This is a genomic window from Thiomicrorhabdus marina (assembly GCF_017571465.1).
GTDB classification, from domain to species: Bacteria; Pseudomonadota; Gammaproteobacteria; order Thiomicrospirales; family Thiomicrospiraceae; genus Thiomicrorhabdus; species Thiomicrorhabdus marina.
Genome location: NZ_JAGETV010000005.1, coordinates 1 through 23,204, shown reverse-complemented (window position 1 = coordinate 23,204; position 23,204 = coordinate 1). Strand labels below are relative to the sequence as shown.

The 23,204-nt window shown below is 42.6% G+C and carries 21 protein-coding genes and 1 other RNA gene; 8 read left to right on the top strand and 14 right to left on the bottom strand.

Going from position 1 to position 23,204, the window contains the following annotated elements:
* Positions 1-7 precede the first annotated feature (7 nt).
* From greA to grpE, 8 genes are all read right to left on the bottom strand, one after another.
* The gene (gene greA, locus J3998_RS04130) at positions 8-484 is read right to left on the bottom strand and encodes a transcription elongation factor GreA (RefSeq protein WP_208148204.1); all 477 of its coding nucleotides are present in this window, start codon (positions 482-484) and stop codon (positions 8-10) included.
* An 89-nt stretch (positions 485-573) separates the two neighbouring features.
* Positions 574-3,786 (bottom strand): carbamoyl-phosphate synthase large subunit, encoded by a 3,213-nt coding sequence (gene carB / locus J3998_RS04125; protein ID WP_208148203.1) that lies wholly within the window; start codon positions 3,784-3,786, stop codon positions 574-576.
* A gap of 15 nt (positions 3,787-3,801) precedes the next feature.
* Complete coding sequence (carA, locus tag J3998_RS04120) at positions 3,802-4,935, bottom strand: glutamine-hydrolyzing carbamoyl-phosphate synthase small subunit (RefSeq protein ID WP_243750587.1); 1,134 nt, start codon at positions 4,933-4,935, stop codon at positions 3,802-3,804.
* Positions 4,936-5,259: 324 nt separating this feature from the next.
* Positions 5,260-5,979 carry a C40 family peptidase gene (locus J3998_RS04115; protein WP_208148201.1) on the bottom strand — a complete coding sequence of 240 codons (720 nt, stop codon included), beginning with the start codon at positions 5,977-5,979 and terminating at the stop codon, positions 5,260-5,262.
* A gap of 131 nt (positions 5,980-6,110) precedes the next feature.
* Positions 6,111-6,911, bottom strand: a complete 801-nt coding sequence (gene dapB / locus J3998_RS04110; protein ID WP_208148200.1) for a 4-hydroxy-tetrahydrodipicolinate reductase — start codon at positions 6,909-6,911, stop codon at positions 6,111-6,113.
* 12 nt (positions 6,912-6,923) lie between these two features.
* Complete coding sequence (gene dnaJ, locus J3998_RS04105; protein ID WP_208148199.1) at positions 6,924-8,090, bottom strand: molecular chaperone DnaJ; 1,167 nt, start codon at positions 8,088-8,090, stop codon at positions 6,924-6,926.
* Between the two features lie 325 nt (positions 8,091-8,415).
* The gene (gene dnaK / locus J3998_RS04100; protein WP_208148198.1) at positions 8,416-10,332 is read right to left on the bottom strand and encodes a molecular chaperone DnaK; all 1,917 of its coding nucleotides are present in this window, start codon (positions 10,330-10,332) and stop codon (positions 8,416-8,418) included.
* 257 nt (positions 10,333-10,589) lie between these two features.
* A complete protein-coding gene (gene grpE / locus J3998_RS04095; protein ID WP_341829242.1) occupies positions 10,590-11,159 on the bottom strand; it encodes a nucleotide exchange factor GrpE in 570 nt (189 codons plus the stop codon).
* A 216-nt stretch (positions 11,160-11,375) separates the two neighbouring features.
* Here grpE and J3998_RS04090 point away from each other — a divergent pair, with 216 nt between their 5' ends.
* Positions 11,376-12,251, top strand: a complete 876-nt coding sequence (locus tag J3998_RS04090; protein ID WP_208148197.1) for an NAD(+) kinase — start codon at positions 11,376-11,378, stop codon at positions 12,249-12,251.
* Positions 12,252-12,396: 145 nt separating this feature from the next.
* The gene (gene recN, locus J3998_RS04085; protein ID WP_208148196.1) at positions 12,397-14,067 is read left to right on the top strand and encodes a DNA repair protein RecN; all 1,671 of its coding nucleotides are present in this window, start codon (positions 12,397-12,399) and stop codon (positions 14,065-14,067) included.
* A 116-nt stretch (positions 14,068-14,183) separates the two neighbouring features.
* Here the strand turns inward: recN and fur are convergent, their stop codons facing one another.
* Positions 14,184-14,594 (bottom strand): ferric iron uptake transcriptional regulator, encoded by a 411-nt coding sequence (gene fur, locus J3998_RS04080; protein ID WP_208148195.1) that lies wholly within the window; start codon positions 14,592-14,594, stop codon positions 14,184-14,186.
* 177 nt (positions 14,595-14,771) lie between these two features.
* On the opposite strand from fur, the gene J3998_RS04075 reads away from it, so the two are divergent.
* On the top strand, positions 14,772-15,188 hold the full coding sequence (locus tag J3998_RS04075; RefSeq protein WP_208148194.1) for an outer membrane protein assembly factor BamE: 417 nt from the start codon (positions 14,772-14,774) through the stop codon (positions 15,186-15,188).
* 65 nt (positions 15,189-15,253) lie between these two features.
* Here the strand turns inward: J3998_RS04075 and J3998_RS04070 are convergent, their stop codons facing one another.
* Positions 15,254-15,532 (bottom strand): RnfH family protein, encoded by a 279-nt coding sequence (locus J3998_RS04070; protein ID WP_208148193.1) that lies wholly within the window; start codon positions 15,530-15,532, stop codon positions 15,254-15,256.
* A gap of 11 nt (positions 15,533-15,543) precedes the next feature.
* The gene (locus J3998_RS04065; RefSeq protein WP_208148192.1) at positions 15,544-15,987 is read right to left on the bottom strand and encodes a type II toxin-antitoxin system RatA family toxin; all 444 of its coding nucleotides are present in this window, start codon (positions 15,985-15,987) and stop codon (positions 15,544-15,546) included.
* Positions 15,988-16,177: 190 nt separating this feature from the next.
* Between J3998_RS04065 and J3998_RS04060 the strand changes: the two genes are divergently transcribed.
* Both J3998_RS04060 and smpB read left to right on the top strand, forming a co-directional pair.
* On the top strand, positions 16,178-16,915 hold the full coding sequence (locus J3998_RS04060) for a hypothetical protein (protein WP_208148191.1): 738 nt from the start codon (positions 16,178-16,180) through the stop codon (positions 16,913-16,915).
* Between the two features lie 141 nt (positions 16,916-17,056).
* Positions 17,057-17,536 carry an SsrA-binding protein SmpB gene (smpB, locus tag J3998_RS04055; RefSeq protein ID WP_208148190.1) on the top strand — a complete coding sequence of 160 codons (480 nt, stop codon included), beginning with the start codon at positions 17,057-17,059 and terminating at the stop codon, positions 17,534-17,536.
* A 75-nt stretch (positions 17,537-17,611) separates the two neighbouring features.
* Here the strand turns inward: smpB and J3998_RS04050 are convergent, their stop codons facing one another.
* Positions 17,612-18,988: a sensor domain-containing diguanylate cyclase gene (locus J3998_RS04050; RefSeq protein ID WP_208148189.1), complete on the bottom strand. Its 1,377-nt coding sequence runs from the start codon at positions 18,986-18,988 to the stop codon at positions 17,612-17,614.
* Positions 18,989-19,274: 286 nt separating this feature from the next.
* On the opposite strand from J3998_RS04050, the gene ssrA reads away from it, so the two are divergent.
* Positions 19,275-19,633: a transfer-messenger RNA gene (ssrA, locus tag J3998_RS04045) on the top strand.
* A gap of 702 nt (positions 19,634-20,335) precedes the next feature.
* Here ssrA and J3998_RS04040 read toward each other — a convergent pair.
* Complete coding sequence (locus J3998_RS04040; protein ID WP_208148188.1) at positions 20,336-20,890, bottom strand: recombinase family protein; 555 nt, start codon at positions 20,888-20,890, stop codon at positions 20,336-20,338.
* A 313-nt stretch (positions 20,891-21,203) separates the two neighbouring features.
* Between J3998_RS04040 and J3998_RS04035 the strand changes: the two genes are divergently transcribed.
* Together J3998_RS04035 and J3998_RS04030 are read left to right on the top strand one after the other, a co-directional pair.
* Complete coding sequence (locus J3998_RS04035) at positions 21,204-21,761, top strand: hypothetical protein (RefSeq protein WP_208148187.1); 558 nt, start codon at positions 21,204-21,206, stop codon at positions 21,759-21,761.
* Positions 21,762-21,927: 166 nt separating this feature from the next.
* Positions 21,928-22,593: a hypothetical protein gene (locus J3998_RS04030; protein WP_208148186.1), complete on the top strand. Its 666-nt coding sequence runs from the start codon at positions 21,928-21,930 to the stop codon at positions 22,591-22,593.
* A 16-nt stretch (positions 22,594-22,609) separates the two neighbouring features.
* Here the strand turns inward: J3998_RS04030 and J3998_RS04025 are convergent.
* Positions 22,610-23,204, bottom strand: a 595-nt coding sequence (locus J3998_RS04025; protein ID WP_208148185.1) for a tyrosine-type recombinase/integrase, incomplete at its 5' end; no start/stop codon positions are given.

The window sequence follows — 23,204 nt, the reverse complement described above, 5'->3', positions numbered from 1 at the left end:
CAGCCAGTTATAGGTATTGCACTTCAACGATTTCGTAATCGATATTACCGCCTGGTGCTTGAACCTGAACTTCGTCGCCCTCTTCTTTACCAATTAAGGCACGAGCGATTGGCGAGCCTACTGAGACCTTATTGTGCTTAATGTCTGCTTCTTCATCACCAACAATTTTATAAGTCACTTCAGCATCAGTATCAAGATTTAGCAGCGTAACCGTTGTTCCGAAAACCACTTTACCGGTTTGCGGCAGTTTGGCTACATCGATGATTTGCGAATGCGACAAAACCCCTTCAATCTGTTTAATGCGCGCTTCCACCAAGCCTTGCTGTTCACGTGCAGCATGATATTCAGCATTTTCTTTCAAGTCGCCATGCTCACGAGCTTCAGCAATCGCCTCGGTAATTTTCGGACGCTCTTCTTTTTTTAGCTTATTCAGCTCCGCCTGCAGCGCGTCTGCACCTTCTTTGGTCATAGGATGTTTATTCATAAATCTTACCTATTCTTTAAATTCTTCTTTAAAAAACAAAAACGCCAGAGTTGATAAACTCTGGCGCTATTTTGCCACGAATTAGAAAATTAGTGGATGTCTTGCAGACGAGTTACCGGCTGGTCATCCAAATAATCCATGGCCGCAACCATTGCGAAAGCGCCGGCGATGGTCGTGGTGTAACAGGTTTTGTGCATCAGTGCTTCACGACGAATGCTTGATGAATCCTGGATACTAGTTGAACCGTCAGAGGTATTAACAATCAGGTCAATCTCTTCGTTAACAATCGAGTCAACGATATTCGGACGCCCTTCGGTTACCTTATTAACGGTTTCGCACTCAATACCTGCTTCAGTCAAAGAATTAGCCGTACCGCGAGTCGCTACAATCTTGAAGCCCTTGTCGACCAGTTGTTTCGCTAAATCCAGTACACGAACACGATCTGCCTTACGTACACTTAGGAAAGCCGTACCCGAACGAGGCAAAACCGTACCTGCCGCTAGCTGCGCTTTCGCGTAAGCTTGCGCAAAGTTATCGCCGATGCCCATAACTTCACCGGTCGATTTCATTTCCGGCCCAAGAATCGGGTCAACACCCAAGAACTTGATAAACGGGAAGACAGCTTCTTTAACCGAGAAGTTAGTTGGCTTCACTTCAGAAGTAAAACCTTGCGCTTCCAACTTTTGACCGACCATGCAGCGTGCTGCAATCATCGCCAACGGCTGACCGATTGCTTTTGACACAAACGGAACGGTACGCGATGCACGAGGGTTCACCTCAAGTACATAAATATCGTCGCCCTTAACCGCGAACTGCGTATTCATTAGACCAACGACACCAAGCGCTTTTGCCATCTTAGCAACCTGCTCACGGATACGGTCCTGAATCTCGTCAGAAATACTGTAAGGAGGAATCGAACAGGCCGAGTCACCCGAGTGAATACCCGCTTGCTCGATGTGTTCCATAATCCCACCGATTACCACATTTTCGCCGTCACAAACCGCATCAACATCTAACTCAACCGCGTCATCTAGGAAACGATCCAGTAGAACCGGTGCATCGTTAGAAACCTTAACCGCAGCGCCCATATAACGGCGTAGGTTAGTTTCGTCATAAACGATTTCCATGCCACGGCCACCAAGAACGTATGATGGACGTACTACGAGCGGATAACCGATTTCATTTGCCAAGGTTACCGCTTGCTCTTCAGAAGTCGCTGTACGGTTAGGCGGCTGAAGCAGACCTTCTTCATTTAGAATCTGTTGGAAGCGCTCACGGTCTTCCGCCAAATCGATTGATTCAGGTGAAGTACCGATAATCGGCACACCGGCTTCTTCCAAGTCTTCGGCCAATTTCAATGGCGTCTGACCACCGTACTGAACGATAACGCCTTTTGGCTGTTCAACTTCAACGATTTCAAGAACGTCTTCCAGCGTTAGCGGTTCGAAATACAGACGGTCAGAGGTATCGTAGTCAGTGGAAACCGTTTCCGGATTACAGTTAACCATAATGGTTTCATAACCGTCTTCGCGCATCGCCATAACCGCGTGAACACAGCAGTAATCGAATTCGATACCTTGACCGATACGGTTTGGACCACCGCCCAATACCATAATTTTATCTTTGTCTGTCGGACGCGCTTCACACTCTTCATCATAAGAAGAGTACATATAAGCAGTCGAGGTTTCGAACTCCGCTGCACAGGTATCAACACGTTTGAAAACCGGACGAACATTCAAGGTATGACGGAACTTACGGATAAACGCTGCATCCGTATTCATCAAGGCTGCTAGACGGTTATCCGAAAAGCCTTTCTGTTTTAGCTTACGCAAAGTGGTTTCATCCAACGCGTCTAGACCGCGCTGCTTAACGTCGTCTTCCAGGTTAATCAGCTCTTCGATTTGCGCTAGGAACCAAGGATCGATTTCCGATGCATCAAAGACTTCTTCAATCGTCCAACCGGCACGGAATGCATCCGCCACGTACCATAGACGCTCAGGGCCTGGATTACGTAATTCTTGGCGAAGTGTATCTTTAACTTCACGCTCATCCATGCTCGGGTCAATAATTTCGTCAAAACCGTTTTTATCGGTTTCAAGACCACGCAATGCTTTTTGTAGCGACTCTTGGAAGTTACGACCCAGCGCCATAACTTCACCTACTGATTTCATCTGAGTCGATAGACGCTGTTGCGCTTGCGGGAATTTCTCGAAAGTGAAACGAGGAATCTTGGTTACCACATAATCGATAGTCGGTTCGAAAGACGCCGGTGTCGCACCATTGGTGATGTCGTTCTGTAACTCGTCAAGGGTATAACCCACTGCCAGTTTTGCCGCCACTTTCGCAATCGGGAAACCGGTCGCTTTTGATGCAAGCGCCGATGAGCGCGATACACGCGGGTTCATTTCGATAATGATCATACGACCGTTTTCAGGATTCAAAGCAAACTGAACGTTTGAACCACCGGTCTCAACACCGATTTCACGCAATACCGCTAAAGAAGCGTTACGCATAATTTGATATTCTTTATCAGTCAGCGTCTGCGCCGGTGCAACCGTGATTGAGTCACCAGTGTGTACACCCATTGGGTCTAAGTTTTCGATTGAACAGATAATGATTGAGTTATCGTTTTTATCACGGATAACTTCCATCTCGTACTCTTTCCAACCGATGATAGATTCTTCGATTAGCAACTCATCGGTTGGCGAAAGATCAAGACCGAACTTACAGATTTGTTCGAATTCCGCTTTGTTATAAGCGATACCGCCACCTGAACCACCTAGAGTGAAAGATGGGCGGATAACAGTCGGGAAACCAACACGCTCTTGGATTGCCCACGCTTCTTCCATATTATGTGCAACATCAGAGACCGGCATATCCAGACCGATTTTCTGCATAGCAGAACGGAAACGATCACGGTTTTCCGCTTTATCAATGGCATCAGCATCGGCACCAATCAATTCAACACCAAACTTCTCTAGAACACCTTGCTCGTTCAGTTCTAGAGCACAGTTCAATGCAGTCTGACCACCCATTGTTGGTAGAATCGCATCTGGGCGTTCTTTCTCAATAATACCGGCAACGGTTTTCCATTCAATTGGCTCGATGTAAGTTGCGTCCGCCAGATCAGGATCGGTCATGATAGTCGCTGGGTTAGAGTTAACCAAAACGACTCGGTAGCCTTCTTCCTTAAGCGCTTTACACGCCTGTACACCTGAATAGTCGAATTCGCATGCTTGGCCGATAATAATAGGCCCAGCACCAATAATCATAATACTTTTGAGATCACTTCTTTTTGGCATGGTTATGTCCTATTACTATGCGTTCTTTGCAGATTTAATGTTATCGATAAACTGATCAAACAGTGGCGCCACATCGTGTGGACCCGGGCTCGCTTCCGGGTGTCCTTGGAAACTAAACGCTAATTTATCAGTGCGCGAGATTCCTTGTAGCGTGCCATCGAAAAGTGATTTATGAGTGGCTTGTAGATTAGAAGGCAGTGAATTTTCATCAACCGCAAAACCATGGTTCTGCGCGGTAATCATGACACGACCTGAAGCGGTGTCTTGAACCGGGTGGTTACCACCGTGGTGACCGAATTTCATTTTCACGGTCTGCGCACCAGAAGCGAGTGCCAGTAATTGGTGGCCTAAGCAGATACCAAATACAGGCACTTCGGTTTCTAGAACATCTTGGATTGCTTGGATAGCGTAATCACATGGCTGTGGATCACCTGGACCATTCGAAAGAAAAACACCGTCTGGGTTCATCGCCAGCACTTCTGCCGCAGGTGTTTTCGCCGGCACAACCGTTAGCTTACAACCGCGATCTGCCAACATACGTAGGATATTTCGTTTAACACCATAGTCGTACGCCACTACATGGAATTGCGCATCCGCTGCCTTATCCGGATGGCCTTCGCCTAACTTCCAGGAACCTTCAGTCCACGTGTAAGTTTCAGCGGTCGTCACTTCTTTCGCTAGGTCTAAACCTTTAAGACCGCTGAAAGCTTTCGCTTTGGCAATTGCGTCATCAGCATCGATATTTTCACCGGCAACAATCACACCAGACTGCGCACCTTTATCACGTAGAATACGAGTCAGCTTACGAGTATCGATATCGGCAATCGCTACTACGTTTTGCTCTTGCAGATAATCCGGCAAGCTTTTTTGCGCACGGAAACTGCTCATGCGAGGTGGACAGTCTTTAACAATCAGACCCTGAGCCATAATACCTGGAGATTCTTCATCTTCATCGTTGACGCCAACATTACCGATATGCGGGTATGTCAAGGTAACAATCTGTTTAAAATACGAAGGGTCAGTCAGAATTTCCTGATACCCCGTTAGAGAAGTGTTGAAAACAACTTCTCCAACGGTTTCACCTTCAGCACCCAGTGAAGTTCCCCAGAAAAGGGTTCCATCTTCTAATGCGAGCAAAGCCTGAGTCATTGATACGTCCATCCAAAATCAATAGGTGATTAAAATTATGCCAGCGGCGTAAGGAGCTGTGTCTATTTTCATTGGTTTACAACCAACTCTTGAGCGTTTTACATAAAAAAACGGAGCCAGTTCCCGCAAGAACTCGCTCCGTTTCTTAGAATGCTGCATGACTAAATGCCATCTCCGCTACATACCCCATAATTCACGCCCAACGGCATAATTTTTAGTCATTTAAAAGTTACGCGGATTTTACTGTATTTAACCGACATTGTCCACACACTCATCAACAATAAATCAGGGGCCACTTATGCAATTCACTCCAAGCGTTTCTAGCTAATTTAATAACCGCCGTGCCTCGATAAAACGACTACGCCAATAGTTTTGATTAATTTTAGAAACAATCACTCCTTTAGACGAAGAAGCATGCATAAATTCTTGGTCGCCAAGATAAATCCCATTGTGGTAAGTCGACCAACCGGTTTTGAAAAAAACCACGTCACCCGTCTTCAACTGATTGTAACGCACTTTCTTACCGCGCCGAATTTGGTCTTCGGTCGTTCTCGGCAAGTTGACTTTAAATTTTTCCGCATAAGTGATTTGCACAAAGGCCGAACAATCAACACCGGACTTTTTCTGACCGCCATATTGATAAGGTGCTCCCTGCCACTCATTAAAGTGTTTGAGCAAACGTCCATATACAGATTGCTCGACGGTTTTCGTTGGAGACTGCTGCTGCACGAAAGTTTGCGAATGAGCTAAGTCACTACTCGCCTTTAATGCCAAAGCTTCCAGCTGCCGCCAAGCTTCTTGGCTGACCTGTGCTTCAGTCCTAGCTTGCTCAGGTTGTTTCAAAACGATAGGCTGCTGTTTCGGTGGCACGACAGGCTCCACCATCTTTTGGCTAATCGCAGATTGATTAACCGACTGCTCAACTTTCGGCTGAACCGGATTGGAGCAAGCGGACAGATGCAGGCCAACCACAGCAATCAATATCACCGCACAACGTTTAGCAATGAATCTATCTCGGTGGATTATGCGACTGAAAACCGTCAACTGAGAAACTCCTGTACACTTTATAGTCTGATTTTACCCATCAAGCCGGTTCTGTACAGAAAAAAGCAAAAAAGCCGAGCGGAAAATCCCAACTCGGCTTCTTGTTTTATGCTTTATAGGTTTGTAAATATTTAACGTAAATTCAAAACGTCTTGCATATCGAACAGACCGGTTTGTTTATCAGCAATCCAGTTACAAGAGCGTGCAGCACCTTTCGCAAAGGTCATACGACTTGAGGCTTTATGGGTAATTTCAACGCGTTCGCCTTCTGTAGCAAACAAAACCGTGTGATCACCAACAATATCACCAGCACGCACCGTTGCAAAACCGATGGTATTTGGATCACGTGCGCCGGTAATGCCTTCACGACCGTAAACCGCGCACTCTTTTAAATCACGACCCAACGTATCGGCAACCACTTGCCCCATACGCAGTGCCGTTCCCGATGGCGCATCGACTTTGTGGCGGTGATGGCCTTCGATCACTTCAATGTCGTAACCTTCATTTAGCACTTCTGCTGCTTGCGCCAATAGTTTCAAACACAGGTTTACACCAACAGAGAAGTTAGCAGCGAAAATAACCGCAATTTGTTGTGCCGCCGCATCAATTGCCGCAAGGCCTTCGTCATCAAAACCAGTGGTACCGATCACAATCTTTTTATTGTTAGCAACACAAACATCTAAGTTATGAACGGTAGTTGCCGGCGTCGTGAAATCGATGAGCACGTCAAAGTCATTCACGACGTCTTCAATAGCCCCGACAATCGATACGCCAATTTTACCGATACCGGCTAACTCACCGGCATCTGCACCGATTAATGAACTATCCGGACGTTCGATTGCCGCCGAGACTTTAAGCCCTTCCGTTTGGTTAACGGCTTCGATCAGGGTTTTCCCCATTCGCCCGGAGGCACCAATAATTGCTACATTCATTTGTGCCTCCGCTTATTTCCAAGGACCGTCATTATCTTGTTTATCGTTATCATCGCCAGTGAAAAAATTTTTCACCGAATCCAACCAACTGTGTTCTTTTGGTGAATGCTGTTTACTGTGCTTGCCTTTCAACGATGCGTCAAATTCTTCTAACAACTCTTTCTGACGTGCATTCAGTTTAACCGGCGTTTCAATATGCACCTGCACAACCAAATCACCCACCATTGTCGAACGCACCGATTTAACCCCTTTACCGGAAAGTTTAAAACGCTGACCAGATTGCGTACCCGCAGGAACTTTCAAGTTTGCTTTGCCGTTTAAGGTCGGGACATCTAGCGTACCGCCAAGCGCAGCCGTGGTAAAACTTAAAGGAATCTGGCAATACAAGTTATTACCATCACGCTCGAACACCTTGTGCTGTTTTACGTGAATACGCACATACAAATCACCTTTTGGTGCACCCGGCTCACCGGCTTCACCTTCGCCTTGCAGACGAATACGATCTCCCGTATCGACACCGGCAGGAACCGAAACCGACAGCGTTTTATTGCTGTGTACATAGCCTTCACCATGACACTTCTTACACGGGTTTGTGACCTCTTTGCCAGTTCCATTACAGGTCGGACAAGTGGTATTAACCGCGAAGAAACCTTGCTGCATGCGCACTTGACCAACGCCACCACAAGTTGAACAGGTTCTAACATCACTTGCGGATTCAGCGCCTGTACCGTCACACGCATCACAAATATCTTTGGTCGGAATCTTGATGTCGATTTTCGCACCGGCAACCGCTTGTTCTAGGGTAATTTCCAATTCATATTGCAAATCCGCGCCTGGGCGTGGTCCGCGACGACCGCCGCCACCGAAACCGCCGCCGCCAAAAAGGTCTTCAAAGATGTCACCGAAGCCGCCGAAACCGCCGCCGCCAAAGCCGCCATGCCCACCAGCTTGACCATCAACGCCAGCATGACCAAACTGATCATAAGCGGCACGTTTCTGCGCATCCGATAAGACTTCATAAGCTTCCGACGCTTCTTTAAACTTATCTTCCGCTTCTTTATTATCTGGGTTACGGTCTGGGTGATACTTCATCGCCATTTTGCGATAAGCTTTTTTGATTTCGCCTTCCGAAGCGCTCTTAGAAACACCAAGGACTTCGTAATAATCTCTTTTCGACATATTCTTTTCTTTGTTTGGTTAAACAACAAATTAATAAACCAAAACGCACGTCAAAATGTGCTTTCGTTTACTAACTTTTCACAATTTTAAACAAGTAATAAATTCCGCGGTATTTAAACACAAAAGCACGAAGTTCGCGAAAATTCCAAACCGAAGTTTAAACCTTCGTTACTCCGTGCCATTGCATTCAGACTTTAAAAAATTAACGTCATTCCGTTTTTCACGAGAACTTGCAGGGGCTAGGCGAAGAATGTGAGCCTACAATTAGTAGGTGACCATTTTTTTAACAACGCCCCTGCTCTGTTATCGAGGAAAACTCCCTGACTTATTTTTTATCGTCATTGACCTCTTCAAACTCCGCATCCACGATATCATCATCGTCAGCTTTGCTTGAACCCTGCTGCTGAGCTTCTTCACCACCGGCTTGCTGTTGAGCTTGTGCTTTTTGAGCGATACCTTGGCTCGCTTCTGCAAGTTTTTGCACCGACTCTTCAATCGCCGCTTTGTCGTCACCTTTGATTGCGTCTTCAACTGCTTTAATTGCCGCTTCAACCGGTGCCTTCTCTTCAGCAGTGACTGAATCGCCAGCATCTTTAATCATCTTATTGGTTGCATGCACCATGCCGTCAGCTTGGTTACGCGCTTCAACAAGCTCTTTCATTTTCTTGTCTTCTTCAGCGTGCGCTTCCGCATCCTTAACCATTGCTTCGATTTCATCGTCGGATAGACCAGAAGAAGCTTGGATAGTGATGTGTTGTTCTTTACCTGTATTCTTATCTTTTGCAGAAACACTTAGGATACCGTTCGCATCGATGTCGAAAGTTACTTCGATTTGCGGCATACCACGTGGTGCTGGTGGGATTTCATCCAGATTGAACTGACCTAGTGATTTATTACCAGAAGCCATTTCACGCTCACCTTGAAGAACGTGAACCGTCACTGCTGCTTGGTTATCTTCCGCTGTTGAGAACACTTGCGACTTACGCGTCGGGATAGTAGTGTTTTTCTCGATTAGCTTCGTCATCACACCACCCATTGTCTCGATACCTAGAGACAGAGGCGTAACGTCTAGAAGAAGAACGTCGTTTACGTCACCAGAAAGTACACCACCTTGAATCGCAGCACCCATCGCTACCGCTTCATCAGGGTTTACGTCTTTACGTGGTTCTTTACCGAAGAATTCTTTAACCGCTGCTTGCACCATAGGTACACGAGTCGAACCACCAACTAGGATTACGTCATCGATTTCAGAAGCAGATAGACCTGCATCTTTCAGTGCGATACGGCAAGGCTCGATTGAACGCTTAACTAGGTCTTCGATTAGTGATTCGAATTTCGCACGCGTGATTTTCATATTCAAGTGCTTAGGACCCGTCGCATCAGCCGTTACATAAGGTAGGTTGATGTCAGTCTGCTCTCGCGAAGACAATTCAATTTTCGCTTTCTCTGCCGCTTCACGAACACGTTGTAGAGCTAGTTTGTCTAGTTTTAGGTCAACGTTTTGGTCTTTTTTGAATTCTTCAGCAATGTATTCAACGATCACATTATCGAAGTCTTCACCACCTAGGAAAGTATCACCATTGGTAGAAAGCACCTCTACTTGCTTCTCACCGTCTAGATCCGCAACTTCAATGATAGAAATATCGAAAGTACCGCCACCTAAGTCGTAAACCGCAATTTTGCTGTCATCTTTAACTTTATCCATACCGTAAGCCAGTGCCGCTGCGGTTGGTTCGTTAATGATACGCTTAACCTCTAGACCCGCGATTTTACCGGCATCTTTAGTTGCTTGACGCTGTGAGTCATTGAAGTAAGCCGGAACCGTGATAACCGCTTCAGTCACTTCGTGACCTAGGTAATCTTCGGCTGTTTTCTTCATTTTCATTAACGTACGCGCTGATACTTCTTGCGGTGAAAGCTTGTTGTCTTTTACTTGAACCCAAGCGTCACCATTGTCAGCCGCGATGATTTCATAAGGAACCATATCCTTATCTTTGGCAACCACTTTATCGTCAGCACGACGACCGATTAGACGCTTGATTGCGAATAGTGTGTTTTCAGGGTTAGTAACCGCTTGACGTTTTGCAGAATCACCAACCAAAATTTCGTCGTCAGTGTAAGCAACGATAGATGGCGTTGTACGCGCACCTTCAGCATTAGGAATAACCTTAACTTCTTTGCCTTCCATTACTGATACACAAGAGTTTGTTGTACCTAAGTCAATACCAATAATCTTACCCATTGATTTTCTCCAATTTCTCTCTCAACTGAATGAGGATTTAATTATTAAATTCTGTGAATTTTTGTAAGTTGTTTTGTTTATAGGGATGGCTAAGTTTGTTTCAAGGGAAACATTCAAAAAAATTAAAAATATTTTCAATCTTGAACAAAATCGGTAACTAACCCATTGTTTTATTTAACTTTTAAGCAACCTAAAAAAACAAAAAAGCCAGTTAAACAAAATCGTTAACTGGCTTTTATTCAAGCGAATAACCGAGGTTATTGAGCGACGATTACACGCGCCGGACGAACCAAGCGCTCGTTTAGTTTGTAACCTTTCTGGATAACATCGACAATCATTTGTGATTCGTGATCCGGTGATGGAATCATGGTCATCGCTTCGTGATCCTGCGGATTGAACTTCTCGCCTTTTGGATCGATACGCTCAACATTGAACTCACCAAGAACATCTAGCATCTGCTTAAAGGTCATTTCAATTCCTTCACGAATGCTCTCTTTGGTCGCTTCTTCTTTGGCAGCGGCGTCCATTCCCATTTCCATAGAATCCATTGCCGGAATCAGAGCATCAACAAATTTTTTCAGCGCAAACTTATGCGCCTCTTCCAAATCCAGACGGGTACGACGACGTAGGTTTTCCATATCCGCTTGCAGGCGTAATGCTAAATCTTTATTCTTAGCCGCCTCGTCCTGAGCTTGCGCTAACAATGCATCAAGGTCGCTTTCAACTTGCTGCTGCGCTTGCTCTAAGTTTTCGTCTGCTTGTTGTACCGCTTCTTCCGCTGATACGTCTTGCTTCATTTCTTCTTGTGTTTGATTTTGTTCAGCCACAATACAATTCCTATTTATCTGTATTTAAAATCTAATGAATTTTTTAACTACCCAATGCATGGGGTCGACAATTATTTTTTCAAGTCCAAAAACAATTTTTTTCTTGTCCTGCCGATATCCAAACAATCCCTTATCTTCATGCTCAGGTATAATGCGAATTTATACATAGCGCAAATTATAGATTTATCATTCTCGTATTCAAGGGGAAGCTTTACCATGTTTCAGCGAATCGGCATTTTTGGAAAATACAACGGAATCGCCTGTTGGGATACGATTGATAAACTGTTACAGCACTTAATCAATGCGGATAAAACCGTCTTGCTTGATTCGGCATCTTGCTCTGATTTCCCGCATCAACGCTACGGTGTCGAAGTTATTGAACGCGAAGAACTTGGTAAGCAAATTGATATTGCTATCGTCGTCGGTGGTGATGGAACTTTCTTAGACGTTGCTCGCTCAATTGTCGATTATGAAGTTCCAATTCTCGGTATTAACCTTGGTCGCCTCGGCTTCCTGACTGATATTTCACCAAAAGACATGCTCAATATCGTTGATGAAGTCATGCAAGGTCATTACGATTGCGAAGAGCGCAACCTGATTCGCGTCCGCATTGAAAAAGACGGCCTACAAGAATTCGATGAACTGGCATTAAATGACGTGGTTATTCACAAAACTGAATCTCCGCGAATGATTGAGTTCGAGACTTGTGTTGACGGACGATTTCTCAATAGCCAACGTTCCGATGGAATGATTATCACCACGCCAACCGGTTCGACCGCTTATTCACTCTCTGCCGGAGGGCCTATCCTTGACCCGCGCTTGGATGTTTTAAGCCTAGTTTCTATTAACCCGCATACCATGAGCACGCGTCCTTATGTGGTTCCAGGGGCAAGTACTGTCACCATTTTCCCACATGAAAACTGTAATGGTCAGGCACAAATTATCTGTGACGGCCAATTGACTCATCACATCGGCACCGGCCATAAAACAAGCATCACTCGCCATGAAAAATTCATTAAAATGCTGCATCCGCAGGGTCATGATCACTTTGAACTACTGCGAGCTAAACTGCATTGGGGCGACAAACTCTAAACCCTCTGGCTTTGCGACATAACCTTTTGTTTTAATTTGGTTTTAAAATCATCCTTAGCGCAACCTTAATATTTATTTGGATAATGTAACACTTTTCAAGTAAGCTATTTAACCATAGACAGCTTGTGTATTTTGAGAGTGAAGCATGTTAAGCGAACTAAGCATCCAAAACTTGGCATTAATTGAAAAACTGACCCTAAATTTTCAAAACGGTTTTAGTACCTTAACCGGAGAAACCGGCGCGGGAAAGTCCATTCTCTTAGATGCTTTGGGACTGGCACTTGGTGAACGAGCTGACAGCTCCTTGGTTCGTTATGACACCAAGCGCGCCGATATTAGCGCTCGCTTCGATTTGTCGCGCTTACCACACGTGCAAACTTGGCTGGAAAAACAAGAACTCGACGAAGCCGGAGAAAGTGAGTGCTTTCTGCGCCGTACACTGACTGCTGAAGGTCGCTCTAAAGCTTATATCAACGGCATTCCGGTCTCTCTGAATCAATTAAAAACGCTCAGTAGCATGTTAATTGATATTCATGGTCAACATGAGCATCAATCACTTCTTAATCCCGTCAAGCAGCTAGAGCTTTTAGACGCCTTTGCCGCACATCCTAAGCTCGTTGAAAACTGCCAAGAAAGCTACAAAATTTGGCAAAAGTCCAAACAACTGCTCGCCAAATTAGAAACGGAAAAAGAAGACTATCAAAACAAATTAGAATTATTGCAATTCCAACAGCAAGAATTCGCCGACCTTGCTCCACAAGAAGGTGAATTTACACAACTTGAGCAAGAACAAAACACCTTGTCACACGCCAGTGAAATTAAACAAAATGGCGAACTGGCTTATCAACTGCTTGAAGAAGAAAATGGTGCCAGTGATATTATTAACCGAGCAATGCACGCCTTAGAGCAAATTTGCGACTATGAACCGAAATTCTCAGCACCACTTCAACAGCTAAACAGTGCCTTAATCGAAGTGCAAGAAGCCGCATCTGAAATTCAGTCATTCAGCGACCATATCGAACTCGACCCTCAACAATTGGCACAAATTGAGGAACGCTTATCATCGCTGTTTGCAACCGCTAAAAAATACCAAGTTGAACCATCCGAGTTACCGCAAAAGCAACAACAAATTGAGCAAACTTTGGATGAATTGCAACACAACAATGACTCGGCAGATGAATTAAGGATTGCTGTCATCCAGCAACAAGAACAGTTTTATCAGACCGCGGGAAAACTAACACTTTCTCGCCAAAAAGCCGCTAAAAAACTTAGTAAGCAGATTACCGAAGGCATGCAAGAACTGGGAATGGCAAATGGCCAATTCTCAGTCGAAATCAGCACAGCCAAATCGCCTTCTATCCTAGGAACAGACGCTTGCATTTTTGAAGTCAGCGCCAATAAAGGGCAGCCATTACAGGCTTTGGCAAAGGTCGCTTCAGGCGGTGAATTGTCACGTATTAGCTTAGCAATTCAAGTCGCAACGGCAGAAGTGGCAGAACTTCCGACCTTGATTTTTGATGAAGTTGATGTTGGCATCGGAGGAGGTATTGCCGAAGTGGTTGGTGAAAAAATGCGTCAACTTGGCGAGCACAAACAGATTCTGTCAATCACCCATTTAGCTCAGGTAGCTTCGCATGGCAATCAACACCTGCGTATCAGCAAACATGATAAAAAATCGGTAACCCACACTCAAGTACAGCCACTGGAGCCAGAAGAACGAATCGATGAATTAGCTCGAATGCTAGGGGGAATGACCATTACCGAACAGACTCAAAAAATGGCTCAGGAAATGTGGCAACAGGCGCAAGCAAAGTAACCGCTTAATAACCATTACAGAAACATATCCCAAAAACAGAAAAGCCGCTAAAGTTTTCTTCAGCGGCTTTTCTATTCGGAATGAATCACCAATGGTTTCGGTTAGCTTAACAAAGACTATTCGTCTTCTTTATATGCACCGTAAATAACCAAGCTGTGGCTCGATAGTTCATAACCCAACTCTTTCGAAATTTCTTTAATACGATCTTCAATCACAGGATCAACAAACTCACGAACATGACCGGATTTCATGCAGACAATATGATCATGGTTATCGCCAGTATCTAATTCGAAAATAGAAACATTGTTCTCGAAATTAAGACGACGGACGATGCCGGCTTGTTCAAACTGCGTCAAAACACGATAAACCGTTGCCAAACCAACTTCTTCACCCTGCTCTAAAAGGATCTTAAAAACATCTTCAGCAGAAAGATGGTGGTCATCTCCCGCACTTTCTAAAATTTCTAAAATTTTCAGTCTTGGTAAAGTGACTTTTAAGCCAACTTTTTTTAATTCCGCACCGCTCATCGCACCCTCTTATACTCTCTAATTCGGCCTCGCCGAAGCGAGTTTACAATACCATCGACTTAAGCGGCACTGCAAACGCTTGAAATCCGCTTAACGAGATTGAAAATCAAAATTACGGTGTATAATAACGCAATTCAAAATTTTTTGACGAAAAACCAACCAAAAGAGATCAACCTAATGCGCCCAACCTCTCAGGCTCCTTCTCACGGTAAACCGCTACCTAAACGCAATTTTTTCGCTTCACTATTGATTGTCGGCAGTATTGCTTCACTCGGTCTTAGCGGCTGCTCTTACCTAGAACCATACAAAGCTCCGGTAACGCAGGGGAATGTTATGACGCAAGAGTCGGTTGACTTACTTCAAGAAGGCCTCAATCAAGCCCAAGTTCGTAAACTGCTTGGGCCTCCAATGGGAGCCAATGCATTTAACCCTTATCATTGGGAATACATTTTCTACACCACGGATGAGGCATCCAAGGTAGAAGTAAGAAAATTATTGATTCTGAACTTCGATAATAATAAGTATCTGAAAGATTGGAACATCAAAGCAGCCAATGTTGATATGATTGATGAAGAGACGTTCTTCGGGCTGTAACTCAACTAATACAATCTAATAAAAAGCAGTCTAAAGACTGCTTTTTTGCTACATAACAAACCGTATTATTTTTGTTCACTACGCTCTTTATTAACTTTTTCCCTACGCCGATCACGCGGGTCAGCTTTCAACGGACGATAAACCTCAATCCTGTCCATCTCTCGTAAGACTGTATCTTGACTAACCAGCTTGCCGAAAATACCAACCTTATCAATATTTAAATCCGGTATGCGCTTCAATAATTCGGAAGCCTGCAATGCTTGCTGCACCGTAGTCCCCTCACTAACATCCTGGACAAATAAAAACTGTTCTTCTTTTAATGCATAGGCAACTTCGATTTTCATAAACTGAACACCTAGCTGAAAGGATTTGGATAAATCTGTTTGGCACGTTCGCAGAACGAATCGACCATAGTACTGGCAATCTGTTCAAAAATTGGTCCTAACGCCATATTCAGAATGCCGTTACTGACTTCAAATTCAATTTCAAACAGAATTTTACATGCATCTTCATCGAGAACCTTAAACTCCCATTCACCATGCATGCTCTTGAAAGGACCATCAATCAACTGCATCTCGATTCGCTTACCGTCAACCAAATGATTGTTAGTCGTAAAAGTTTGCTTAATACCTGCCTTAGCAATGGTAACCGACGCCTGCATTGAGGAAGCATCCTGCTGCAAAACTTTAGCACCGCCACACCAAGGTAAAAATTGCGGATAAGAAGGAACATCATTCACTAAATCATACATTTGCTTTGCTGAATAAGGTAAAAGCGCTGTCCGAGTTATTGTTTTCATCTCACCTCAGGTTACTGGATTCAAAATTAACATTTATATTTAAGCTCAATTACACGGCTTAAATGGGCAAATAAGCGCTTTAAATGGTCGCGCTACAACAAAAGCATTATTATAACAAGTCGTAACGTAGCTCGCGTTGCTGAGACATAAACTATTCTAGAAACGAATTCATCAACGTTAAGAGGTCAGCATGAGTAATATTTTCGCTAAACTCACTCTTCCAAATATAATCGTCGGCATGCTTTTCGCAATGACAAGCCAAAACACATTGGCCGGCAGTGATAACTATGCCGAAAATAATTCTTGGCCAAACGACTCTTGGCATCTTGAATATGAGTATGACGATTTTAGTGACAAGATTCACAGTGCGAAACTCGTCTATGCACCACAAAACTATGGTCCAGAGAAAGCTTTCTTGTTGCGTTGCCAACCTTATTACACCAACTTTTCCGTCGCTTTCTTGGCACTTCAAAAAGACATTATGGAAAATGGTGAATTCCACAACAACGCCGAAAGGTTTGAAAAACACGGTTTTCTCTACTCCGAAGAACGTAATATCAAATTTAAAGTAAATGGCGAGAAGTATAGTGACGATGTTGAAGTCGGCGGTCAGGTTCGTGGTATTAGTCAGTGGATTGGTGCTGCCAAAAAAGATTTACCGAACGATAGTTTACAATTAAACCTGTTTTCCACCTTGGTCTACAACGACATTCCCTCCTTCCTAGGAAAACAAAATACTGATTTAAGTGAAAAACTTTATACCGCTTTAAAAACAGCACTACAGCAAGAAACCGTTATTCAATTTACCCTAGAAATGCCAAACGGCATTGATCATAAATTCAGTTTAGATGGCAAACGTCTAAAATCCTTTGCTCCTCCTGAAGTACTTGATTTCTGTTTACTTAAACGAACGCTTCGAGACGATTAGCCAAGGGCGAGATAAAAGAGAGAAAACACTTCTCTTGTACCGCAACCGTTTCAGCGGTTGTGACCTTGTCCAACTGTGGTGTTATAATCCTGCGCAATTAGAAATAAATGCGTACAACACGACAAGTAAATAGGGTTAAGCATGGCCAAAGGAAAAAAGAAAAAAACGCCTGCCAATGTCATTGCACAAAATAAAAAAGCGCGCTTTGACTATTTTATTGAGCAGGAATTTGAAGCCGGATTAGCTCTAGAAGGCTGGGAAGTAAAAAGCCTGCGCCAAAGCAAAGTGCAAATTAATGAAAGTTATATTTTGCTAAAAAATAATGAAGCATGGTTGTTTGGGGCTTTAATCACACCATTGATTTCAACCTCATCACACATCAAAGCAGACCCACTGCGTTTACGTAAGCTATTGATGCACCGCCGTGAAATTGATCGCTTAGTTGGCTCAGTCGAAAAACAAGGCCTAACCTTAGTGCCGCTCAATCTTCATTGGGCTAAAGGTAAAGTAAAACTTAGCCTAGGCTTGGCTAAAGGTAAAAAACAACATGACAAACGGGCAACCGAAAAAGAACGTGAATGGAACCGTGACAAACAACGCATTATGAAAATGACTCGTTAATCCACCTTTCCAAAAAATGAAAGCCCTTGTTAAGGTGAATTTAACAAGGGCTTTTTATTTGATCGAGAAATCACTTCACTTATTGCTTGTCTGACACTCAACCACTCTGTTCCTGCCGTACTCTTTCGCTTGATACAAGCAGCTATCAGCCTGTTCAAACCACTTTGATTGATCCCAGCCTTCTTGTAACTGACAAACACCGAAACTAGAAGTTAATTTTATCTGTTTTGGCCAAGTAGATGCTTCAACTTTTGCACGCACCTTCTCAATCGCCATAACCGCCTCATTTTGTTCTGTCATTGGCAACAAAATGGCGAATTCCTCTCCTCCCCAACGCGCAAGTAAGTCGGTTTGGCGAATCGTATCTTTAACCAGATTATAAAAATGTTTCAAAACTTCGTCACCGACCAAGTGCCCAAAAGTATCATTAATACTTTTAAAATGATCCAAATCACAGACAACCAAACAAACAGGGTCTTTATGGCGTTGAAATTCATGAATTGCCTGATAGATAAATTCATCAAAAACACGTCTGTTCAAAGCACCAGTCAATTGATCATGATTCGCTTGATTCTGTAAAGACTGTTCGCGAGTAATATTTTCAGCAATCATCAAAAAGCCCGTTTTATCGCCGAAAGCGTTAAATTCAGGTTTAATCACAGCATCAAGCCAATAACTTTTCGCCCCCATCTCAATATATAAAATACCATCCCACGCCTTACGTTCATTAATCCAAATCCGAGGATCAGTACTTAAAGAAATCAGATGAAGATCAGTAAAGTTACTACCGATAATCGCATTCACCCCCTTACCAAGCAACTGTGCAATCGCTAGGCTTGCATAATTGATGGTTCCATCAAGTGAAATCTTTAACATTGGAATACTGCTATCAACAATTTTCTGTTGATACTGTAATTCACGATTGACTTCACTCAGATTCAATTCCGCCTTAATGAAAAACTCTTTCACCAAAATTAATAAAAGCGTAATCGCCACCAACGCCAAAGCAATCCCGTCATAACTAACTTCTTCAATCGGGAAATTCCGATTCGGAAAAGGAACCAAAAGCGGGATGAGAAAAAGTGCTAGCCACCCCATCTGCAAAGCAAAGCGGTTTAGGAAAATATTTAAAATGGGTAAAACCAAAATCCAATAATACAGTTCCGGAGAGATACCGAAATCAACGAATAAATTGGCTAGATACAGAAGATATAGGGAAAGCAAAACAAGCTGAGAAGAGACATTACCGCGTCGCATTCGGTGCGCTTGAAAGCTAAATAAGAAGCCTAACAAACTAACAACAAACACACCGGCCATTAAGTACTTTTCAACGATCAAGTCATGGAAAATAATCAATAAGGTAATCGGAATAAATATCAATAACGCGAACCATCGAATTCGAGCTGCAAGTTGTTGCTGATAACTCAAATAATCCTTATCTATCGTTGGCATATTCTGGCAATTCCCTTCAACGTTTTAACCAAAAGTACAAAAAAGGTCTACGGCACAATACTTGACTTGAAACCTTGAACTTTCGACCCCATTCTACTACCGTCTAGACAATAGTTTAAGCTGTAAAAAAGACCAACTATTTTTATTTGCAAAACTATTAATCTAAACTAATAAATCAACTGGCTGAATACTTACAAATTTGCACAATAGCGATGGCCTAAAATAATTGCAAATTTTGGCATTAAATCCACTATAATGCGCTGTTCTAAAACTTTACTTCTACTATGGGGCTGTACTGGTTTCGACGGGGAGTTCAAAGTTTAAAATGCATGTCGTGCCTGAATGATGCACGTAAATCTTTATTTCACTTTTGTTATAGTTGCAAACGACGATAACTACGCTCTAGCTGCTTAATCCAGCTAGTGCAGGCTAGAACCGTTGCCTGTGGCCTCTAGTCTGTATCGACTTACACTAGGATCGTGTTGACTGCGTGTTTGGGTGGCTCAACATTAAACTTAACAAACTCGCTTGATGTGATCCCTGCTGGTCGGGCAGCATTCAAGTTAAATCAATAGACCAAATAAACATGTAGATTTTTAGATGGCGGCTTTGCGGACGGGGGTTCGACTCCCCCCAGTTCCACCACACACACAGGCTAAGTTATTGATTTTAAAGTAACTTGGCCTTTTTTATTTCTAGTAATGTGATACGGTTGTGACACGCTTTCGCAACTCTACGACTTTAGTGTGTTTTCAGAAAATATAGCTAATTCAAACCAACCTACACACAACTCCTAACACCCAAGAACTACAAAAGTAGCAGCTGATAAAACAGATACTCCTGTTAGCTAGTGTTGAATACCTAAACATAAGATCAAGAAGGTAAGCTTATTGCTTCGCAAAGGTTGTAGTTATGATTAGCAAACTAGCCATGTCCTAAATGACCTGCATAGAACTGTTGATATTATGCGAGAGCTTGGACAAGCCTCTTGAACAAGATACCAACTACTTCTACGATAGTAGAGAGCTTATTTAACAAGAGACTATTACAAGTAACTATAGAGAGTAACCTCTGCCCCTCCAAGTGGGAGGGACTACTTTTCCTACGTACTATTCAGCAGGCTTAGGTTCAGGCTTCTTAGCACTAGGTTTACGCTTCACAGGAGCTTTTACTGGTTCTACAGGAGCTTCTGGCTCTGGCTTTGCAAGTTCTTCTGCAGGTTCTTTAAAAACACACTGTGATACCCTGCCAAAATAGACCATAGAAGCTCCATAAATCCCCTACAAGCGGTTATCTCGGCAAGGATGAAGGTACTGGGTTAGTGATTTCCCACAAAACTTAAACCAGTCAGTTTTCAAGATATTTATAAACAGATGTTCTACCAATACCGTATTTATCAGCAAGTTTAGTTTTTGGTATGCCTAGCTCTGCATCAGCCTTAAGGGATTGAACCTCTTCCTCGGTTAAAGCTTTACTACGGCCTTTGTACTTTCCTTCTGCCTTAGCTTTTGCAATGCCTTCTGCTTGCCGTTCTCGTATCAGTGCTCGCTCGAATTGAGCAATAGCACCTAACACATTCAGCATTAGTTCATTAGCTGGGTTGCTGGTGTCTTTGGTAAAGGTTAATCCTTCTTTAATGAACTTTACCGTAACCCCCTTAGTTGTTAGCTGTTCAATGATTTTGGTTAAATCCTGTAATGACCTAGCCAAGCGGTCTATGCTATGAACCAGAAGCGTGTCACCTTCTCGCACATAATCCAAGCAGGCTTTTAGTTCTGGTCTGTCTGTATTAGCACCACTCGCTCTATCTTCGTAAACCTTATCAATGGTTATCCCTGCAAAATCCTGTCTATCTGCATTTTGTGAAATTGAACTCACTCGTTTGTATGCAACTATCGCCATGTCTATCACTCCTGTCCGCCTAGACTATACCCTAACTATACACAATGACTTGTGTTCGCATAGAGTCTATCTTATTTATTTGTGAACATTTTTGTTTTCATATCTAAGAGTCTAAGTGGAGTTATTCAGGGGAATATGCTCAGGTGATTTGGTAAATTGATTAAACAAGGGAGTACGGGGGAATTTTGAAAAATGCTTGAACGGGGGATGCCTGACAGGGTTCTGACCCATTAAAACTTTTTTTACTGTTGATATTTTTTGTACCAATATGCTCTACTAAGTTCCATACATATAAAACTCTATGGATAATAATGTGTTCAATTTAATTAATGTTCTAACTGTTATTTTTCTACTTTCTTCTTCTGCCTTAGCTAATGACAGAGCCCCTTGGAAATACCAAGACTGGCAAGTCGAAGATGGTGATATAGGATTCATAGCGTCGACCAACGGAAAGGCTGTGCATGGGCATAGTTTTGGAATAATGATGCCTAAAGGAAGCTGTAACAAAAATATATTAGTCCTATCTTTGTCTTCAACAGAAGAAGATGTAAGAACCCTATTAAATAAAGAGGTTTCCTTCGAATTCAAAGCTTATCACCGAACTTATCCAGCGAAAATAAAACTCATTTATATAAATGATTCACTACCTATTACCAAAATACTTGGATTTAATTTTGTTCAACTCAGTGATGAATTTATAGAAGATTTAAAGTACGGAGAAGAACTTAGTGTAGAGATAATGGATAACTACGGCTTGTTTGGTTTTAAAGAAGAGTTTTTTAGCCTAAATGGGTTTGTGGCAAATTACACTAAATTGGTTGAATCTTGCAAAGATATTGAACAATTAAATATTCCCCCATCAATAAAATAAGGGCTAAAAAATGCTTAAAATAATTTTAGACAATCCTTTCTATTTACTGCTTCTAATCATCGTTGTTTCGTCTCTATTTGTATTGCTTGGCGGTGAACTCCCAGAGCTCATTAATGACGACAGAGCTTACAGAAAATAAGTCAATCAATTAGAAAGAGAGTTATTTATGAATATTAAATTTTTTTTAGCGTTACTCGTTTTACTTCAATTATCTGGGTGCATGACTACATCTATGAAAGGAGGTTACTCTTCTCAAGTTGATCCTGAATATTCATTTTCAAAAGATAAAAGTATTGCTGTTAGAGTTTTCCGAGGAGAAGGAAATAATAGCCTTGAAACCAAACATTATGTAGGACAGATAGTAGACTCTTTAAAGAAAAAAGGGTTTAAAAATGTTTACTTGTATAAAGATTTAAAGCAAACTGAGAAGAGTACAGACATTGAATTGATTGTTAATGTTTATAAAAGAACAAAAAGTTATCAGTATCAAAGTGCAAATTACGGGATGGTAAACAGTGGCCAGTCACATACTAATTGTACTGGATACGGTAATACTCTGAGCTGCACCAATACCAACCTAAAAACATATGGGGTAACAGGGTATTCACCTGCCACAGGTCATCTAACAGGTTATTATTTTATGGGCTATTGGATTGATGACAAGAAAGACGAAAAAATAATGTTTACACTCGGATCTTCATATGAAAAAGGTTGTTCAGATAATGCAATGTATAAATTCTTAATTGAACAAACAATTGAAAGGCTGGATTTTGATAAGCCGAATAAATACGAATACTCCGTAGAAATGCCAGAAAATTACAGTTGTAAATAATACTTAATTAAAAGGTTTAAACTCTAATTATAGGCACACTCTCAACCGCCTGTTCCAATTTCTCTAAACCATAGCCGTGAAAGTAACTATGAAAAGTAACGTCACCGGAACGGCTATGACCTACCAGCCATTTCACCAAATCAGCATTGCCAAGTTCACTAACCAAAGTGGTTGTGAAGGTATGTCGTAGGCTGTAGGTGTCGTGGTTGTTGGCAAAGTCTTCACCGTAGCTCTCAATAACTGCTTTCCTTCTTCTTTTCTCAAAAGTTCCCTGCGATATTGAGAACCCTTTGAAGTCTTTTAAATCATTAATCAATTCAGAATGTACAGGAATTAGGCGAGTAGCGTTTTTGGTTTTTCCGTCTCCCTTTGGCGCGATACTCAAGCAAGTAACATACTTACTCTTAGCTTCAACTTTTTGTATATCTTCTGGTTTAAGATTGAATAGTTCTTTAGGCCGTAACCCTGTGTAATAAAGAGTTTTCCAAATCAGTTTTGAGTCATCTGGTAAGGCAGAGTGGTAATCCCCCCGAAAAATAAACGCAGTTAAAAGTAGAATTTTCTCGTAATCTACACGCAGGAGATTCTGCATGAAAAAATCAAAATTCAGT

Coding starts and splice junctions, on each gene's coding strand:
- greA (WP_208148204.1), bottom strand. CDS start 484: ATGAATAAACATCCTATGACCAAAGAAGGTGCAGACGCGCTGCAGGCG.
- carB (WP_208148203.1), bottom strand. CDS start 3,786: ATGCCAAAAAGAAGTGATCTCAAAAGTATTATGATTATTGGTGCTGGG.
- carA (WP_243750587.1), bottom strand. CDS start 4,935: ATGACTCAGGCTTTGCTCGCATTAGAAGATGGAACCCTTTTCTGGGGA.
- dapB (WP_208148200.1), bottom strand. CDS start 6,911: ATGAATGTAGCAATTATTGGTGCCTCCGGGCGAATGGGGAAAACCCTG.
- dnaJ (WP_208148199.1), bottom strand. CDS start 8,090: ATGTCGAAAAGAGATTATTACGAAGTCCTTGGTGTTTCTAAGAGCGCT.
- dnaK (WP_208148198.1), bottom strand. CDS start 10,332: ATGGGTAAGATTATTGGTATTGACTTAGGTACAACAAACTCTTGTGTA.
- J3998_RS04090 (WP_208148197.1), top strand. CDS start 11,376: ATGTTTCAGCGAATCGGCATTTTTGGAAAATACAACGGAATCGCCTGT.
- recN (WP_208148196.1), top strand. CDS start 12,397: ATGTTAAGCGAACTAAGCATCCAAAACTTGGCATTAATTGAAAAACTG.
- fur (WP_208148195.1), bottom strand. CDS start 14,594: ATGAGCGGTGCGGAATTAAAAAAAGTTGGCTTAAAAGTCACTTTACCA.
- J3998_RS04075 (WP_208148194.1), top strand. CDS start 14,772: ATGCGCCCAACCTCTCAGGCTCCTTCTCACGGTAAACCGCTACCTAAA.
- J3998_RS04070 (WP_208148193.1), bottom strand. CDS start 15,532: ATGAAAATCGAAGTTGCCTATGCATTAAAAGAAGAACAGTTTTTATTT.
- J3998_RS04065 (WP_208148192.1), bottom strand. CDS start 15,987: ATGAAAACAATAACTCGGACAGCGCTTTTACCTTATTCAGCAAAGCAA.
- J3998_RS04060 (WP_208148191.1), top strand. CDS start 16,178: ATGAGTAATATTTTCGCTAAACTCACTCTTCCAAATATAATCGTCGGC.
- smpB (WP_208148190.1), top strand. CDS start 17,057: ATGGCCAAAGGAAAAAAGAAAAAAACGCCTGCCAATGTCATTGCACAA.
- J3998_RS04050 (WP_208148189.1), bottom strand. CDS start 18,988: ATGCCAACGATAGATAAGGATTATTTGAGTTATCAGCAACAACTTGCA.
- J3998_RS04040 (WP_208148188.1), bottom strand. CDS start 20,890: ATGGCGATAGTTGCATACAAACGAGTGAGTTCAATTTCACAAAATGCA.
- J3998_RS04030 (WP_208148186.1), top strand. CDS start 21,928: ATGAATATTAAATTTTTTTTAGCGTTACTCGTTTTACTTCAATTATCT.